Origin of the sequence: Leucobacter sp. NPDC015123 (genome assembly GCF_043080205.1) — a bacterium.
In the GTDB taxonomy this organism is placed as follows: domain Bacteria; phylum Actinomycetota; class Actinomycetes; order Actinomycetales; family Microbacteriaceae; genus Leucobacter; species Leucobacter aridicollis_A.
In genome coordinates, this window is sequence record NZ_JBIBVH010000006.1 from 111,728 (window position 1) to 127,348 (window position 15,621).

The following is a 15,621-nucleotide window of genomic DNA, read 5'->3' on the forward strand; positions in this document are numbered from 1 at the left end:
GCCGCGACGGATACTGCCCGTTGCGGCACCCGAGTGGTAGCTTGAACTGTCTACCGATCACCACACTGAGGGGGCGCGATGGCTACCGAACAGCTCGAAGCTCTACTTGAGCGCGCGCGCAACTGGGCCGCACACGACATCGATCCGGTCACACAGGCCGAGGCCGAGCGGCTCGCCGCGGGGGCCGAGGCGGGCGACGAGGAAGCAGCGGCTGAGCTCGCTGAGGCCTTCGGCGAGCGCCTCGCATTCGGCACCGCTGGCCTCCGCGGCCGGCTCGGCGCTGGCCCCTCCCGCATGAACAGAGTCGTCGTCTCGCAGACAAGCGCGGGCTTCGCAGCCTTCCTCCTCGAGCGGGCCGCGCGCGGTGAGACGAGCAACCCGCCGTCGATCGTCATCGGCTACGACGCGCGCGTGAACTCAGACGTTTTCGCGCGTGACACTGCCGAGATCATGGCAGGAGCGGGCATCGACGTCACGCTGCTTCCCTCCCAAGGACCCACGCCGCTGCTCGCCTTCGCAGTGCGCCACCTCGGCACGTCGGCCGGAGTAATGGTGACGGCAAGCCACAACCCGCCGCGCGACAACGGGTACAAGGTGTACCTCGGTGACGCTGATGAGGGATCGCAGATTGTCGCCCCCGCCGACAGTGAGATCGCTGCGCGCATCGACGTGGCGGCCTCGGGGCCTGTCTCGGAGCTGCCACGCAGCACCGCGTACACGGTCGCAACCTCTGAGATTGCCGACACCTACGTCACGCGAACCGCGGCCTCGCTGCTCGCGGGCTTTCCGATCACCCAGGACGGTCGCACGCTGAACGCCGAAGTTCCGCTCCGCATCGTCTACACCGCAATGCACGGAGTCGGGGCTGAGCTGTCCGACAGGGTTCTGCTTGCAAGTGGCCTATCGCTTCCGACGCCTGTACCCGAGCAGGTCGCTCCAGACGGTAACTTCCCGACAGTCGACTTCCCAAACCCCGAGGAGCCTGGCGCGCTCGACCTCGCGTTCCGCACCGGTCGGGAGCAGAACGCTGAGCTCATCATCGCCCACGACCCCGATGCGGATCGCCTCGCGGTCGCGCTCCCCCACTTCGACGAGGAGTCGGGTTACCGCCGACTGACAGGCAACGAGCTCGGGCTGCTGCTCGGGTGGCGGGCCGCCGAGCGCGCGATGCAGGACGCCGAGCAGCGCGGTGTGCCGCTCACCGGCACCCTTGCATGCACGATTGTGTCGTCGCCGGCGCTCAGCGCCGTTGCGAAGGACTACGGACTTGACTACGCCGAGACGCTCTCAGGCTTCAAGTGGGTCTCCCGCGTACCCAATCTCGTATTCGGTTTCGAAGAGGCCCTCGGGTATCTCACGCAGCCTCACGTCGTGCGAGACAAGGATGGCATCTCTGCAGGCGCCGATGCAGTCGCTATGGCGCGGTGGGCGAAGGGCCGCGGAACCGACATCTGGGGCCTCCTCGAAGAGGCGACAGAACGCTTCGGGCATTTCGCGAGCGGCCAGATCACCCTCAGGCTCGCGTCGATGGCTGCCGCGACGGAGCTCGCCGCAAAGATCAGGCTTGCGCCGCCGACAGCATTCGGTGTGCGCGCGGTGAGTAGCGCGCAGGATCTGCTCGAGCCCGGCCTTGCAGCGATTCCTTCGAATGTGTTGCGTTACGACCTTGCCGACGGCTCCCGGGTCATGATCCGCCCGAGCGGCACCGAGCCCAAGCTGAAGATCTACCTCGACACGTTCAGCGAGAAGGGCAAGGCTTCCAAGCGCAGGGCGGCCGCTGAGCGCGCGCTCAGTGAGCTCGAGGCCGACGTGACGGCGTTCCTCGAGGCGCTGCAGGGCTAGCTCAGGCAGGGTCCACAGCAGCACGGCTCTGCGCGGGGTGCTCTGGCTTGGCGCGGGGTGCTCTGGCTTGGTGTCGGCTGCTCGGAGAGTTCTGCGACCCCTGAGAGCGTGCCTTTTCCCAGCGCCACCCCCTGGGATCGACGATTCGTATGCCCCAGCCCAGCGCAGTGGGCATAGGAATCGCAGATCGCATACGGTGGCGCTGCGGCACGGCGCTGCAGGTGGCGCTGCGGCGTGGAGCAACAGGTAGGGCTGCGGCACGGCGTTACAGGCTGAGCTGCGGCCTGGCGGTGCAGGTAGGGCTGCGGCGTGGTGCCACGGGTGGAGCTGCGGCCGTGGCGCAGAGCATTGCGGCACGCCGACGCGAGCCGGGGCTACAGCACCTCGCGGTGCGCCTCACGCATCTCCTCGACCGCCCGGTCGAGCGCTGGGTCGTCGCCGCGGGCGAGACCGGCGTACTGCAGCACGACGCCATCCTTCGTTGGGATCGCCTTCACCCACACCCGGCGGCGCGGCACGAACAGCGACCACAAGAGCCCGCCGAGCGAGAGCAGGGCAAAGATCAGGATCCCGATCTGGAACGGATTCTGCATCACGTCGAATGACGCGTACCTGGGCACGGCTTCGAGGGTTACGGTGCCGAGGCCGCGCGGCAGGTCTGCCGTCTCACCGGGCCGTAGCTCAATCGACGGCTTGTCGATGGCACGGCCGGTGAGCTGCTCCATGTTCTCGGTTTCAAGCGAGTAGACCGACTGCGGGATGCCGAACTCGTTATCGACGCCCGTATCACCCATGAAGGCGTCGAGCGTGAGCACCGGGTTCTCGAGGTCAGGGTAGTTCGAGGTGTACGCGCCGGATTCGAGCTTCGTCTGTGTCGGGTAGAAGAAGCCGCGCAGGCCAAGCTCGGTTTCTTCACCCGCATCGTTCGTCATGCCATCGAGCACCTTCACGACGCCGAGCGAGGTGAGGTTCGGGTCAGCGCCCTGCGGGATGAACGGCACCGACTCCTGGAACACGATCTCGCCGTCGGCGTTACGGATCACGATTGTCGGCGCGTAGCCGTTCGCGAGCAGGTAGATCGGCGAGCCGTGCACGCGCAGTGGGTGATTCACCCTGATCTCTTCAGCGCTCTCGTTTCCTTCGGGGTCTGTGAGCGTCATGCTCGCGATGAACTCGCGCACTTGCCCGATCGAGTTCGGGCTCGCATCCTCGTCATCGGGGGCGATGTAGTTGACGTCGAGATCGTCGAGGCGCAGGCTGAACGGCTCGAGTGTGTCCGAGCTGAACGCGCGGCCCGAGTTCGCCGAGTCGTAGTCGATGATCTGGTTGACGAAGCTTTCGCCTTCGTAGAGCACTCGCTGGCCGTTGAAGGTGAATGCGCTGCCGAGGCCGACGCAGACGAGCACCCCGACGAGCGCGGTGTGGAACAACAGGTTGCCTGTTTCGCGCAGGTAGCCGCGCTCGGAGGAGACCGAGACCTCTGCGACGCCGCGGTGCGTTGCCTCCTGGATCTCGACGCGGTAACGCTGACGGCGGAGGATCTCGGCGGCAGACTCGACTGCTGCGCGCGCGAACTCGAGCCGCTCCGCCTCAGTCGCCTCGGCGTTCGTCACGCGGGTCTCAGAGAAACCAGCCATGCGGTTGAGCCTTGCGGGCGTCTTCGGAGGCTTGCCTCGCCACGCCTGCCAGTGATGCTTGATTCGGGGCAGCACGCAGCCGATGAGCGAGATGAACAGCAGCAGGTAGATCGCCGAGAACCATACCGAGCCGTAGACGTCAAACGCCTGGATCGGGAACGCATCAAGGATCTTGAAGAGCGTCGGATTATCTTTCTCGTACTGCAGCACGCCGTTCGGGTCGGCGCCGCGCTGCGGCACGAGCGAGCCTGGGATCGCGGCGACAGCGAGCAGAAGCAGCAGGATCAGCGCGACCCGCATGCTTGTGAGCTGACGCCAGAACCAGCGGAGCCAGCCTGTGAGGCCGAGCTCCGGGCTCGTCACGGGCGCTGGCGCGCCAGATCCGTCGTCATAGTCAGAGGGGCGTGACATAGCCACCAATCCATATCTGAAGTTCGCTCATGATGAGGCCCCAGAGGCCAGTCACCATGAGAACACCGAGGATGATAAGAATGACGCCGCCGACGATGTTGACCGCACGGATATGGCGTTTGAAGAAGCTCATCGTCTGCGTCATCCAGCCGAAGCCGAAGGCCGCAAGCACGAACGGAATTCCGAGCCCAAGCGAGTAGAGCAGTGCGAGCAATGCCGCACGCCCGATCGAGCCCTGCTGCATCGCGAGCAGGCTCACGGTACCGATCGTGGGGCCGAGGCAGGGTGCCCACCCGATCGCGAACACGATGCCCAGCAGCGGGGCCCCAGCAAGGCCGACCTTTGGGCTGATCTTCAGTCTCGTTGTTCGCTGAAACTTCGCGAAGGCGCCCATGAAGACGAGGCCCATCACGATCACAACGACGCCCATGACGCGCAGGATCACGTCTTGCCAGTCGAGGTACCACGTGCTCGCGCCAACCGCGCCAGACAGCGTGAGCAGCACGACGAACACGATGGCGAAGCCGAGCACGAAGAGGATCGACCCGAGCACCATCCGGTTACGCTCGCGTCTGCCCGCAGCCTTTGGATTCGCCGCGTTTGCGCTCGGCGTACCTGCCACGCCAGAGACGTATGCAAGGTAGCCCGGGATGAGCGGGAGCACGCACGGCGAGAGGAACGAAACGAGCCCTGCAGCGATTGCGATGGCCGAGGCAACGAGCAGCTGCCCGTCGGCAATGATCTCCTGGATCCCCATCAGTTCGCGCCGGCGGCGGCCTGCTCGTCGAGCGTCTCCGTGACGAGCGTTTGCAGTTGCGACACCCCTGCAAGCTGCCCGACTACCGTGTGCGCAACGCGCCCCTCAGCGTCAAGAATCAGCGTCGTCGGAACCGCGTTCAGCGGGATCTGCCCTGCGAATGCGCGCTGCACGGTGCGGCCGCCGGGGTTATCGAGGATCGACTCGTATTCGATACCGAACTCGACTCCGAACTGCTTCGCCTGCGCGGCCTGATCGCGAGTGTTCACACCAACGAACTTGACGCCTTGCGGCTCGAACTCGTTGTATGCCTCGACGAGGTCTGGCGCCTCGGCCCGGCACGGGGCACAGCCCGCGTACCAGAAGTTCACTACTGTGACGCTGCCGATCGTGTCGGCTGAGCTCAGTTCGTTGCCAAACTCGGTCTCGCCCGTGAACTCAACGGGTTCGCCACGCTTGTCTGCGGGGAACGAGGCCGAAGAGCCATCGCCTGCGACGAAGCCCTTGTCGCCACCCTGTTGCCACTGTGCGGCGAGAGAGTCACCTTCGGTGGTGCTGCAGCCGGCGAGGCCAACTGCGAGGGCCGCGGCAGTGGCGGCGATGGCGGCGATTCGGCGTCGCGCGGTCATACAGCTCCTACATCGGTAGCGTCGTCCATGAGTGACTTCGCCGGGTTTCGGTAATCGACCTCGAACCAGCGGTTCCCGCGGCGCTCGAATGTCGTGATGCTCGAGAGGTCGCAGCGCCGAGTGGCTGGGTTATGGAACAGGGGCTTGCCTGCGATGTCGAGGTGCGCCATCCAGATCGGGGACTGGTGCGCGACCATCACAATGTCGCCACCCTGCGCCTTGTCCCACGCGTCGTTCATCGCTTCGCGCACGCGCGCCGCAACCTGGCGGTAGGGTTCCCCCCAGCTCGGGCGGAATGGGTTGACAAACTTGTACCAGTACCGCGGCTTCTTGAACGCCGCGTCGGGCCCCGAGTTCACCTTGCCCTCGAAGAAGTTCGTAGGTTCGATGATGCGATCCTCAGTCTGGATCTCCAGTCCAAGTGCGCTCGCGATGGGTCGCGCGGACTGCTGCGCGCGCTCAAGCGGCGACGCGTAGAGGGCGACTACTTTCCGGTCGCTACCTGCGAGTTCAAGCGCAGCAGCCTCAGCCATGGCGTGGCCTCGCTCTGAGAGACGGAAGCCGGGGATACGGCCGTACAGGACGAGGTCGGGGTTATGGACCTCCCCGTGGCGCACCAAGTGCAAGAGTTTATCGCTCACACACTCATTCTAGGCTTCAGCTGCCTGTGAGTTCGGTGGCTGAATCCCTAACGCTTTGTCACTTCCAGCACGGTGAACGTTGCGTCGCGCTGGAGCTGCCTTGCGGGGCCAATGACGCGTTCAAGGAGCCGTCGATAACCGAGGTGCGAGTTGAACACGATACGCAGTTCGCCGCCGGGCTTCAGCACGCGCGCACAGTCACGGATCAGCCGGTGGGCTACCCCCGCATGCACTGTCGATCCGGTGTGGAACGGCGGGTTGAGTAGCACGAGGTCAGCCCACCCGTCAGCGACCGCCTCAGCGCCATCAGCCCGGTGAATCGCCATCCGCTCCCCGACTCCAGCTGCCTCGGCAGTCAGCGCGGCCGAGCGAACGGCCGCATCCGACTGATCACTCGCAAGAACTCGCGCGCTCGGCAATGCGAGCGCAGCGGACACCGCGAGCACACCGCTTCCGCAACCCAGGTCAAATACGTTGGCGCCCGGGGCGATGTCGGCCCAGCTTGCACCGGCCCCACCTCGTTCGAAGGTGCTGAGCAGCAGCCGGCTGCCGTGGTCGAGTTTGGTGCCACCGAAAGTGGCGCCAAACGCCGCGAGGCCAAACGTGAGCTCGCGATCCTGCCCCCACTTCGGAAACGGCGGTTTCGCACCGGCAAGCATCGGGAGCGGGGACGTCGCCTGCAGCACCCGGGACTTTCGCCACCCCAGGCCGGCGGTCACCGCGCCGAAGTACCGCCCGAGAACGTCGTTCTGGGCACGGGTCATGTGCTTCACCCGGCCGCCCGCGAACACGCGCACGGTTGGGCTCGCGAAGCGCGCGATCTTCCACGCGATCTCCTCGAGCGCTTCGAGGCCGCGGGGCAACTGCACAAGCACTGTCTCGGCCCCATCGAGAAGCTCGGGTCCGAGGGGTGCTGACTCGTAGCGGTCTCGCAGGCCGAGCCTCACCGCATTGGCCGCGAGAGCCCGCTCGCCGAGCACTGGATCCTGATAGGACCTGACAGCACCAGCGCCGAGCACTGCTGCCGCGCCAAGAGTGAGCGCCCCGTGCCTGTCACCAATCGTGACGACGGTTCCAGGCGCAGCAGAGCGAACGCGCTCGGCCGCGGCGGTCAGGATGTGCACGTCTGCAGTGTCGTACGCCTGGAGCTCTGGCGCGTCGAAATCGGGGTCGCGACTGAGCGCCCCGCAGAACTCTTCGAGCCGCGCAGCTACGGCTTCCACACAACAACTTCCGCGTTGCGACGCGTGCGAGTTCCGCGCCGCAACGTGACGACCTCGCCGCCAGCCCCGGCCGCGAAGACGCGGCGCTCCGGGCGCTTGAGCATTTCGTCTGACAGTGCACGTTCGAGCTCATGCACCTGGGACTCAAGCTCGCGCACCCGGTCCTCGAGCGTCAACACGCGGCGAATCCCCTCGAGACTCAGGCCCTCTGCAGAGAGTCTCGCGACCTCACGCAGCCTGTGCACGTCGTAGAGGGAGTATCGCCGCGTGTTTCCGCTCGTACGCTGCGGCACCACGAGCCCGATTCGGTCGTACTGCCGCAGCGTCTGCGGGTGCATCTCGGCGAGTTCGGAGGCAGCGGCGATCGCAAAGACCGGAGTAAACCTGTCCATTGGCACGTTGACCATTGCCCCTCCCTACGCCTTTCTTCTGAGTTGTGTTTCGTTGTGAGCTAGGCGCGAGCCCGCGAGAGCAGATCCGCGCGCGGGTTCTCCTGCGGCTCGACCTGCTGAAACGCTTCGAGCGCCTCGCGCGCCTCGTCGCTCAGGTGACTCGGAACCGCGACCTGAATCTCTGCGAGCAGGTCTCCCGTGCCCTTTGAGGTCTTCACTCCGCGGCCCTTCACGCGCAGCACTCTGCCGCTCGGGGTCCCAGGCTGCACTTTGAGCTTCACGGTGTCGCCACCAAGTGTTGGCACCTCGACTGTCGCGCCGAGTGTCGCCTCGGTAAACGTCACAGGGAGCTTGAGCTTCAGGTTCTGACCGTCGCGCTCGAACACCGGGTGCTTGCGCACGGTAACCGTGAGCAGCAGGTCTCCCGCAGGCGTACCCGCAGGCCCCTGTTCGCCCTTGCCACGCAACCTGATCTTCTGGCCGTTGGAAACCCCGGCAGGGATCTTGACCTTCACGTTGCCAGTCGAGGTCTGCAGCGTGACAGTGTCGCCACTCACCGCAGTCTCGAAATCGATCGTCGTCGACGCGTTCACATCACGACCCTTTTGGGGGCCGCGCGGCGCGCCACCGAACATGTTGAACAGGTCGTCGTAGCCGCCGCCCTGCTGGAACGTGTACTGCGTGTTCCTGCCACCGTGGCCGCCGCCGAACATGCCACCGAAGACATCCTCGAAGCCCTGGCCGCCCTGGCCACCCGATGTGAACCGGGCACCGCCGGCTCCCATCGCCCGAATCTGGTCGTACTCAGAGCGCTGCTCTTTGTCGGAGAGCACCGAGTAGGCCTCGGAAATCTCCTTGAACTTTGCTTCAGCGGCCGCATCTCCTGGGTTCGAATCAGGGTGATACTTTCGCGCAAGCTTGCGGTAAACCTTTTTCAGTTCAGCGTCGTCGGCATCCTTCGAGACCCCGAGAGTGCGGTAGAAGTCTTTGTCTAACCAATCTTGACTAGCCATCAGCTCCCACCGCCACCGCTACCTTGGCGGGGCGCAGTTCAACATCTCCGATGCGATAGCCCCGCTCGACTACGTCAAGCACAGTGTGCTGCTCGGTGCCGGGAACCGGCACCTGAGCGATTGCTTCGTGCACCTGCGGGTCGAAAGGCTCCCCCTTCTCGCCGAAGCTTTCGACGCCGAGCCGTTCAAGGCTGGCGCGCAGCTTCTGCGCGATCGTGGCGAATGCGCTGCCCTCGGTCAAGTCGCCGTGCTGTTCTGCACGGTCGAGGTCGTCGAGTACCGACAGCAGCTGCAGCACGACCGAGGCCTTCGCGCGCTGCTTGTCGAGCTCGACGTTCGCCTCGGTACGCTTCCGGTAGTTCGCGTACTCGGCCGTGAGCCTACGGAGATCCTCAAGGTAGGGGTTCTCCTCGTCGCCCTCGGCAGCGTCGGCGTCCGCGCCAGCGGCCGCCTCGGTCTGCTCAGCGCCGAGAATGTCGTCTACCGTGAGATCGTCGCCTTCCGGCCCGGGAGCGGAGGGGGTTCCCTCCGCCCCGGGGGCCGATGCCGCATCGTTCTGCGATGCGTCGTCGGCCTGGCCCGCCGGAACATCGTTCACCGGCTGGTCGTCGCCCAGATGTTCCTCGTGTGCCATGGTTACTTCTGCTCCTCGTCGTCTTCAACAACCTCAGCGTCGACAACGTCCTCATCGTTCGACTCCGCGCCTTCCGCTGCTGCCTCAGGTGCCTCCTGCGCCTGAGCGTAGATCGCCTCACCGAGCTTCTGCTGGCTCTCGCCAAGCTTGTCAGCCGCGGTCTTCACCGCGTCATCGTCTTCGCCGGCGAGCGCCGTCTTGAGCGCGTCGAGGTCGCCCTGCACCTCAGTCTTGACGTCTTCGGGGAGCTTGTCCTCGTTCTCAGTGATGAGCTTTTCGACCGAGTAGGCGAGCTGCTCGGCGTTGTTGCGCTGCTCAGCAGCCTCGCGACGCTTCTTGTCGTCAGCGGCGTGCTCCTCAGCCTCGCGCACCATGCGCTCGATGTCGTCCTTCGAGAGCGTCGATCCACCGGAGATGGTGATTGTCTGCTCCTTGCCCGTGCCCTTGTCCTTCGCGGAGACCTGGACGATGCCGTTCGCATCGATGTCGAAGGTCACCTCGACCTGCGGCACGCCGCGCGGAGCGGGTGCGATACCGGTGAGCTCGAACGTTCCGAGGTTCTTGTTATCGCGGGTGAACTCGCGCTCGCCCTGGAAGACCTGGATCGCGACAGAGGGCTGGTTGTCCTCTGCGGTGGTGAAGGTCTCGGAGCGCTTCGTCGGGATCGCGGTGTTGCGCTCGATGAGCTTCGTCATGATGCCACCCTTGGTCTCGATACCGAGCGAGAGGGGGGTCACGTCGATGAGCAGCACGTCCTTGCGCTCACCCTTCAAAACGCCTGCCTGGAGGGCCGCGCCGACTGCCACGACCTCGTCAGGGTTTACACCCTTATTGGGCTCACGGCCGCCGGTGAGCTGCTTCACGAGCTCGGTGACTGCGGGCATGCGGGTGGAGCCGCCAACGAGCACGACGTGCGCGATGTCTGCCACCTTCACGCCGGCTTCCTTGATGACGTCCTCGAACGGCTTGCGGGTGCGCTCGAGCAGATCCTTGGTGAGCTCCTCGAACTTCGCGCGGGTCAGCGTCTCGTCGAGGTTCGCCGGGCCGTTTTCGGTGAGCGAGAGGTAGGGAAGCTGAATCTGGGTGCTCGTCGAGTTCGAGAGCTCCTTCTTCGCCTGCTCAGCGGCTTCCTTCAGACGCTGCAGTGCAATCTTGTCACCCGACACGTCAACGCCGGTCGAGTTCTTGAACTGAGTCGCGAGCCAATCGACGACGCGCTGGTCCCAGTCGTCGCCGCCGAGGCGGTTGTCACCGGCTGTCGCTCGGACCTGAATCGTCGAGAAGTCGTCGTCCTTGCCTACCTCGAGCAGCGAAACGTCGAAGGTACCTCCGCCGAGGTCGAACACGAGGATGAGCTCGTCTTCCTTGCCCTTGTCGAGGCCGTACGCAAGAGCCGCAGCGGTGGGCTCGTTGATGATGCGGAGCACGTTGAGGCCGGCGATCTCGCCGGCTTCCTTCGTTGCCTGACGCTCTGCGTCGTTGAAGTAAGCGGGGACGGTGATGACAGCGTCGGTGACCTTGTCACCGAGGTAGGTCTCGGCGTCGCGCTTCAGCTTCATCAGCGTGCGAGCGCTGATCTCCTGCGCGGTGTACTTCTTGCCGTCAATGTCGTCGCTCTTCCAGTCAGTGCCCATGTGGCGCTTGACCGAAGCGAGGGTACGGTCGACGTTCGTGACTGCCTGGCGCTTTGCGGTCTCGCCAACGAGCACCTCGCCATCCTTCGTAAACGCGACGATCGACGGGGTGGTGCGGAAGCCTTCGGCGTTCGCAATAACGGTGGGCTCGCCGCCCTCAAGAACGGCAACAACCGAGTTGGTGGTGCCGAGGTCAATACCTACTGCACGTGACATATATTCTCCTTGCGTTGTTATGGGACCGGCGGCGTGCGCCGGTGGTTCGCTGGACCCAAATCACCTCACTGGCAAGTTGAGCCTGATGCACTCAAGTTTAGCGAGACGGCCGCGAGAGTCAAGTCGATTGACCCAAACTTGAGTCGAATTCACTCAACTCTCAGCATCCGTTCACGAAGCAGTCGTTCGTGCGCAAACCCGAGTCCCAGGCAGCGCCAGGGCTCCGACCCGGTCCGCCCAAATCGCCACCCAAGTAGCCCTCAACCTGTGGCAGATCCGATGCACCCTAGCGTTCATCTCCCAGCAATCCTCATAATCCGCGCCCAGTAGCCGCGCACGCAGTAGCCTGGGGCTGTGAGCGAGACAATCCCCGCACCGAACCCACTCCCCGCGACGAAGCGGACAGTCGCCTCCTGGGCGATCTGGGACTGGGCAACGCAACCATTCAACTCCGTGATCCTCACGTTCGTGTGGGTGTCGCTCTACCTCGTCTCCGATGCGTTCCTCCCCGATGATGTTGCCGCGCAGAACGCCGACGGCAGCCTCGTCTGCTCACAAGCCGGCGACGCTGGAACCGCGTACTGCACTGGCCTCGCAGATCTCTCAGCGAGCTACGGCTGGGTCACGTTTGCAGCCGGGATCCTGATCCTGCTGCTCGCCCCCGTGCTCGGCCAGCAGGCCGACGCGCGCGGCAACAAGAAGCGCTGGGTGGTACTCGGAACTGCTGCACTTGCGCTCATCCAGTTCGCGCTATTCTTCGTGTACTCCGACCCCCAATACTTCTGGTTCGGCGCAGCCGCCGTCGCCCTCGGCGCCGTCGCAAGTGAGATCGCGGGCGTCAGCTACAACGCGATGCTGTTCGATGTGTCTACGAAGAAAACAGTCGGACGCGTGAGCGGCCTCGGCTGGGGCCTCGGGTACATCGGAGGCATCGTCGCCCTCATCATCGTCGTCCTGCTCACCGAACTCGACTGGTTCGGCATGGACGTGTCAGATGGGCTCGCATACAGACTCATCGCCGTCGGCGCGGCAGTCTGGACGATCGTGTTCTCGATCCCGTTCGTACTGTGGGTGCCCGAGCCGCCGGCCCGCACCGACAGGCCACGCGTCGGGTTCTTCCGCAGCTACGCTGTGCTCGTGCGAGACCTCGGCGCGCTGTTTCGCGAGCAGCGGCAAACCTTCTGGTTTCTCATTTCGAGCGCCGTGTACCGCGACGGCCTCGCCGGCATCTTCGCGTTCGGCGGCATTCTCGCGGCAGTGTCGTTCGGTTTCTCTGCGACCGAGGTAATGATCTTCGGCGTCGCACTCAACCTCGTCGCAGGTATCTCGACGATCATCGCGGGCAGGCTCGACGACAGGTTCGGCCCTCGCGCAATCATCGTGACATCGCTCCTGATCCTCGTGGTGAGCGGCCTCTTTATCTTCTTCTTCCGAGAGGAGGGCAAGTCCATTTTCTGGATCGGCGGGCTCATCCTCTCCGCCGCAGTCGGCCCAGCACAGGCCTCGAGCCGCTCGCTACTCACCCACATGACGCCCGCGAACATGCAGGGCGAGGTGTTCGGCCTCTACGCCACGACCGGCAGAGTCATGAGCTTCCTGTCGCCCTGGCTCTGGGCTGCGTTCATCGGCTGGTTTGGTGCGACGCACTTCGGCATCCTCGGCCTCATCATCGTCGTTGCGCTCGGACTCGCCCTCACGCTTGTATTCGTGCGCAAACCCGACACTTCTGCAGCCGAGCTCGAGTAGCGGCCCCCGCGGCCGGCAACTGGCGGCTGACAGGCGGCAGCCGGCTAGCTAACAGGGATCCCGGCGGTGTCGAGGCTCTTCCCGCCGTCTCGGCGCTGCACCGCGAGGCTCACAAGCAGCAGCACGAAACCGGCCCCGGCGAGCACTGCGCCGAGCCACCCCGGTGCGAGATAGCCGAACCCGCCCGCAATCACGAGACCGCCGAGCCAAGCCCCGAGGCTGTTCGCCACGTTACCTGCAGCGTGGTTGAGCGCGGCGCCCAGCAGCCGCGCCTCGCTCGACATTCGAATGAGGCGGGCCTGCAAACCGGGGAGCAAAATTGATGACGCAAGGCTCACGAGGAACGCGAACGCGAAGAGCCCAACCGGGTGCGCCGCGAACAGCGAGTAGAGCACGAACGACGAGATGAAGAGCACGAAGCCCCAGATGGCGGTGCCGACCGGGCTCCGATCTGTGAGGATCCCGCCGAGGATGTTGCCAAGCACCATGCCGATGCCCATCGTCGCAATCACCCACGGAACCATTCCGGCGCCGAGCCCCGCCTCACGCGTCGTCACCTCTGCAATATAGGAGTAGACGGCGAAGAACCCGCCGAAGCCGATTGAGAGCACCGCCACCATGATCCAGACGCGCGCGCTCCCCAGCGCACTGAGCTCACGCAGCGGGCTACGCTCAGGGCTCCCCGGGAATCGCGGCACATACAGCGCAACGAGCAGCAGCGTCGCCGCAAACAGCACGGCGACGAGGGCGTACACCCAGCGCCAACCAAGCTGCTGCCCAAGCACCGTCGAGAGCGGAACGCCGATGACGTTCGCCACAGTGAGCCCGCTCATCGCGAGCGCGATGCCCTTGCCCATGTTGCCCGGCCCCATGAGCCTCGCGGCGAGCAACGACGCCACGCCAAAGTAGGCGCCGTGCGGCAGCCCAGAGATAAACCGGAAGACCGCGACAGTGCCGAAGCCCGGCACGAGCGCGGAGCCGACGGTGCCCGCGATGAGTAAGACGAGCAGCCAGATCGCGAGCTTCGTCTGCGACATTCGCGCGCCGAGCACGGCGAACACGGGCGCACCGACAACAACGCCAAGCGCATAGAGCGTGATGAGGTTGCCCGCCTGCGCGATGCCCCATTGCGGGTCAGCGGCGTAGCCAGGCACCAGATCGTGTGCGATCTCAGGGAGCACCCCCATCGTCGCAAACTCTGTCGTTCCGATCGCGAATCCGCCAAGGGCTAACGCAAAGAGCGCGAGGTTCCGGCGAGTAGTGGTGAGTGGGGGCACGAAGCTTGTCGCCTTCCATGGCAGATGTCTGGTCCGAATGCGGACCGCGCGCGTACGCGCCGCACTAGTATCCCATTGCGGGGTAGCCTATTCGAGTGTCGCGCCCCGAACTCAGCCCCCAGCAACTCAACGTCTACGAGCGCATCGAGCACACCCGCGAACACATCTTCGTGACCGGACGGGCTGGCACCGGCAAGTCGACGATCCTGAACCACCTGTCGTGGAACACGTCGAAGATCATCGCTGTGTGCGCCCCGACAGGCGTTGCCGCGCTGAACGTCGGCGGCCAGACGATCCACTCGCTGCTCCGGCTGCCGACCGGCGTGATCGCCGACCACGAGCTCGAGCAGCCCGCCGAGCTCAAGAAGATGCTCGCGTCCATCGACACCCTCATCATCGACGAGATCTCGATGGTCTCTGCCGATCTCATGGACGCCATCGATCGTTCGCTCAGGCAAGCGCGCGGCAAACGCCACGACCCGTTCGGTGGGGCGCAGATCATCATGTTCGGTGACCCATTCCAGCTGCCGCCCGTGCCGCCGCGCGACCCGCACGAGCGCGCCTACTTCGACGATACGTACCGATCGCTCTGGTTCTTCGACTCAAAGATTTGGCAAGAGACCCCGCTCGACGTCATCGAGCTCACCGAGGTGCACAGGCAGAGCGACGACAGGTTCAAGCAGATCCTCGGCGCAGTTCGCTACGGGGTCGTCGATGAGGCGCAGGCGAACGAGCTCAATGGGGCGGGCGCTCGCCAGGCGCCGCGCGACGTGATCACGCTCGCGACGACAAACGCGACGGTGAACCGAATCAACGCCGAGCGGCTCGCCGAGATCAAGGGCTCGGGCCTGAAGGCCGCCGCTGAGATCACCGGCGAGTTCCGCGAAAACACATATCCAGCAGACGAGGTGCTCGAGCTCAAGAAGGGCGCTCAGGTCATGTTTCTGCGCAACGATCCAGACGGGCGCTGGGTGAACGGCACCATCGGCACCGTCTCAAAGATCGAGGGCACGGTCTGGGTGATCGTCGGCGATGAAGAGCACGAGGTTGAACCCGCGACGTGGGAACGGTTCAGGTACCGCTACGACGCCGACACCAAGAAGCTCGAGAAGGAAGTTGTCGCGGAGTTTGAGCAGTTCCCGCTCCGTCTCGCCTGGGCCGTGACGATTCACAAGTCGCAGGGGCACACCTACGACGCTGCGGCGATCGACCTCGGACCCCGCGCGTTTAGCGCCGGCCAAACGTACGTCGCGCTCAGCCGCGTGCGCTCGCTCGACGGGCTCTACCTCGCAAGGCCCCTGCAGCCGCGCGATGTGATCGTCGACCCGAACGTTGTGCGTTTCTTCGCCGAGCGGCAGCCGAAGCAGGCGGCCGCGTCGGCATCATCCACGGAGAGCTCCGCGCCGGCATAGGGGCCGCCCGACGTTCGCAAAAGAGCGTGTTTCTCACCAAAGGCCCCCTTGCCCACGGTTGGTAAGGGGGCCTTTGGACAGGAATGTACTCTCTTGCGGGCGGGCGGGCGGGCGTGCGAGCGCGGGCGGGCGTGCGCGCGCGGGCGGGCGTGCGCGC

Annotated in this window: 13 protein-coding genes; 3 read left to right on the forward strand and 10 right to left on the reverse strand. The window is 65.1% G+C overall.

Features of this window, described 5'->3' with window-relative positions:
* Positions 1-78: 78 nt before the first annotated feature.
* Complete coding sequence (locus ACF07D_RS12495) at positions 79-1,842, forward strand: phospho-sugar mutase (protein WP_391505123.1); 1,764 nt, start codon at positions 79-81, stop codon at positions 1,840-1,842.
* Positions 1,843-2,216: 374 nt separating this feature from the next.
* On the opposite strand, the gene ACF07D_RS12500 is transcribed toward ACF07D_RS12495, so the two are convergent.
* Genes ACF07D_RS12500 through dnaK form a run of 9 tightly spaced genes read right to left on the reverse strand, consistent with a single transcriptional unit; the run spans position 2,217 to position 11,029 of the window.
* Positions 2,217-3,890, reverse strand: coding sequence for a cytochrome c biogenesis protein ResB (locus tag ACF07D_RS12500; RefSeq protein WP_119281729.1), 1,674 nt, complete (start codon positions 3,888-3,890; stop codon positions 2,217-2,219).
* Positions 3,874-4,647, reverse strand: coding sequence for a cytochrome c biogenesis CcdA family protein (locus ACF07D_RS12505; RefSeq protein WP_119281730.1), 774 nt, complete (start codon positions 4,645-4,647; stop codon positions 3,874-3,876). Before ACF07D_RS12505 ends, ACF07D_RS12500 begins: the two co-directional genes overlap by 17 nt.
* Positions 4,647-5,276, reverse strand: a complete 630-nt coding sequence (locus tag ACF07D_RS12510) for a TlpA disulfide reductase family protein (protein ID WP_119281731.1) — start codon at positions 5,274-5,276, stop codon at positions 4,647-4,649. The genes ACF07D_RS12505 and ACF07D_RS12510 overlap by 1 nt, the downstream gene beginning before the upstream one ends.
* A complete protein-coding gene (locus tag ACF07D_RS12515) occupies positions 5,273-5,917 on the reverse strand; it encodes a histidine phosphatase family protein (protein ID WP_119281732.1) in 645 nt (214 codons plus the stop codon). The genes ACF07D_RS12510 and ACF07D_RS12515 overlap by 4 nt, the downstream gene beginning before the upstream one ends.
* Before the next feature lie 47 nt (positions 5,918-5,964).
* Entirely contained in the window at positions 5,965-7,140 is a 1,176-nt protein-coding gene (locus ACF07D_RS12520; RefSeq protein WP_391505124.1) for a class I SAM-dependent methyltransferase, read from the reverse strand.
* Positions 7,128-7,547: a heat shock protein transcriptional repressor HspR gene (locus ACF07D_RS12525; RefSeq protein WP_255808830.1), complete on the reverse strand. Its 420-nt coding sequence runs from the start codon at positions 7,545-7,547 to the stop codon at positions 7,128-7,130. The genes ACF07D_RS12520 and ACF07D_RS12525 overlap by 13 nt, the downstream gene beginning before the upstream one ends.
* A gap of 44 nt (positions 7,548-7,591) precedes the next feature.
* Positions 7,592-8,545, reverse strand: a complete 954-nt coding sequence (locus ACF07D_RS12530; RefSeq protein WP_119281734.1) for a DnaJ C-terminal domain-containing protein — start codon at positions 8,543-8,545, stop codon at positions 7,592-7,594.
* Positions 8,538-9,179 (reverse strand): nucleotide exchange factor GrpE, encoded by a 642-nt coding sequence (locus ACF07D_RS12535; RefSeq protein ID WP_119281735.1) that lies wholly within the window; start codon positions 9,177-9,179, stop codon positions 8,538-8,540. The genes ACF07D_RS12530 and ACF07D_RS12535 overlap by 8 nt, the downstream gene beginning before the upstream one ends.
* A 2-nt stretch (positions 9,180-9,181) precedes the next feature.
* Positions 9,182-11,029, reverse strand: coding sequence for a molecular chaperone DnaK (gene dnaK, locus ACF07D_RS12540; protein ID WP_255808828.1), 1,848 nt, complete (start codon positions 11,027-11,029; stop codon positions 9,182-9,184).
* A gap of 354 nt (positions 11,030-11,383) precedes the next feature.
* Between dnaK and ACF07D_RS12545 the strand changes: the two genes are divergently transcribed.
* Positions 11,384-12,775, forward strand: a complete 1,392-nt coding sequence (locus ACF07D_RS12545) for an MFS transporter (RefSeq protein ID WP_391505125.1) — start codon at positions 11,384-11,386, stop codon at positions 12,773-12,775.
* A gap of 44 nt (positions 12,776-12,819) precedes the next feature.
* On the opposite strand, the gene ACF07D_RS12550 is transcribed toward ACF07D_RS12545, so the two are convergent.
* Positions 12,820-14,052 (reverse strand): MFS transporter, encoded by a 1,233-nt coding sequence (locus ACF07D_RS12550; RefSeq protein ID WP_391505126.1) that lies wholly within the window; start codon positions 14,050-14,052, stop codon positions 12,820-12,822.
* A gap of 95 nt (positions 14,053-14,147) precedes the next feature.
* Between ACF07D_RS12550 and ACF07D_RS12555 the strand changes: the two genes are divergently transcribed.
* Positions 14,148-15,464 carry an ATP-dependent RecD-like DNA helicase gene (locus ACF07D_RS12555; protein WP_119281739.1) on the forward strand — a complete coding sequence of 439 codons (1,317 nt, stop codon included), beginning with the start codon at positions 14,148-14,150 and terminating at the stop codon, positions 15,462-15,464.
* Positions 15,465-15,621 lie beyond the last annotated feature (157 nt).

What these genes read in the sequence shown, in the direction of transcription:
- ACF07D_RS12495 (WP_391505123.1), top strand. Translation starts at nt 79, where the DNA reads ATGGCTACCGAACAGCTCGAAGCTCTACTTGAGCGCGCGCGCAACTGG.
- ACF07D_RS12500 (WP_119281729.1), bottom strand. Translation starts at nt 3,890, where the DNA reads ATGTCACGCCCCTCTGACTATGACGACGGATCTGGCGCGCCAGCGCCC.
- ACF07D_RS12505 (WP_119281730.1), bottom strand. Translation starts at nt 4,647, where the DNA reads ATGGGGATCCAGGAGATCATTGCCGACGGGCAGCTGCTCGTTGCCTCG.
- ACF07D_RS12510 (WP_119281731.1), bottom strand. Translation starts at nt 5,276, where the DNA reads ATGACCGCGCGACGCCGAATCGCCGCCATCGCCGCCACTGCCGCGGCC.
- ACF07D_RS12525 (WP_255808830.1), bottom strand. Translation starts at nt 7,547, where the DNA reads ATGGTCAACGTGCCAATGGACAGGTTTACTCCGGTCTTTGCGATCGCC.
- ACF07D_RS12530 (WP_119281734.1), bottom strand. Translation starts at nt 8,545, where the DNA reads ATGGCTAGTCAAGATTGGTTAGACAAAGACTTCTACCGCACTCTCGGG.
- ACF07D_RS12535 (WP_119281735.1), bottom strand. Translation starts at nt 9,179, where the DNA reads ATGGCACACGAGGAACATCTGGGCGACGACCAGCCGGTGAACGATGTT.
- dnaK (WP_255808828.1), bottom strand. Translation starts at nt 11,029, where the DNA reads ATGTCACGTGCAGTAGGTATTGACCTCGGCACCACCAACTCGGTTGTT.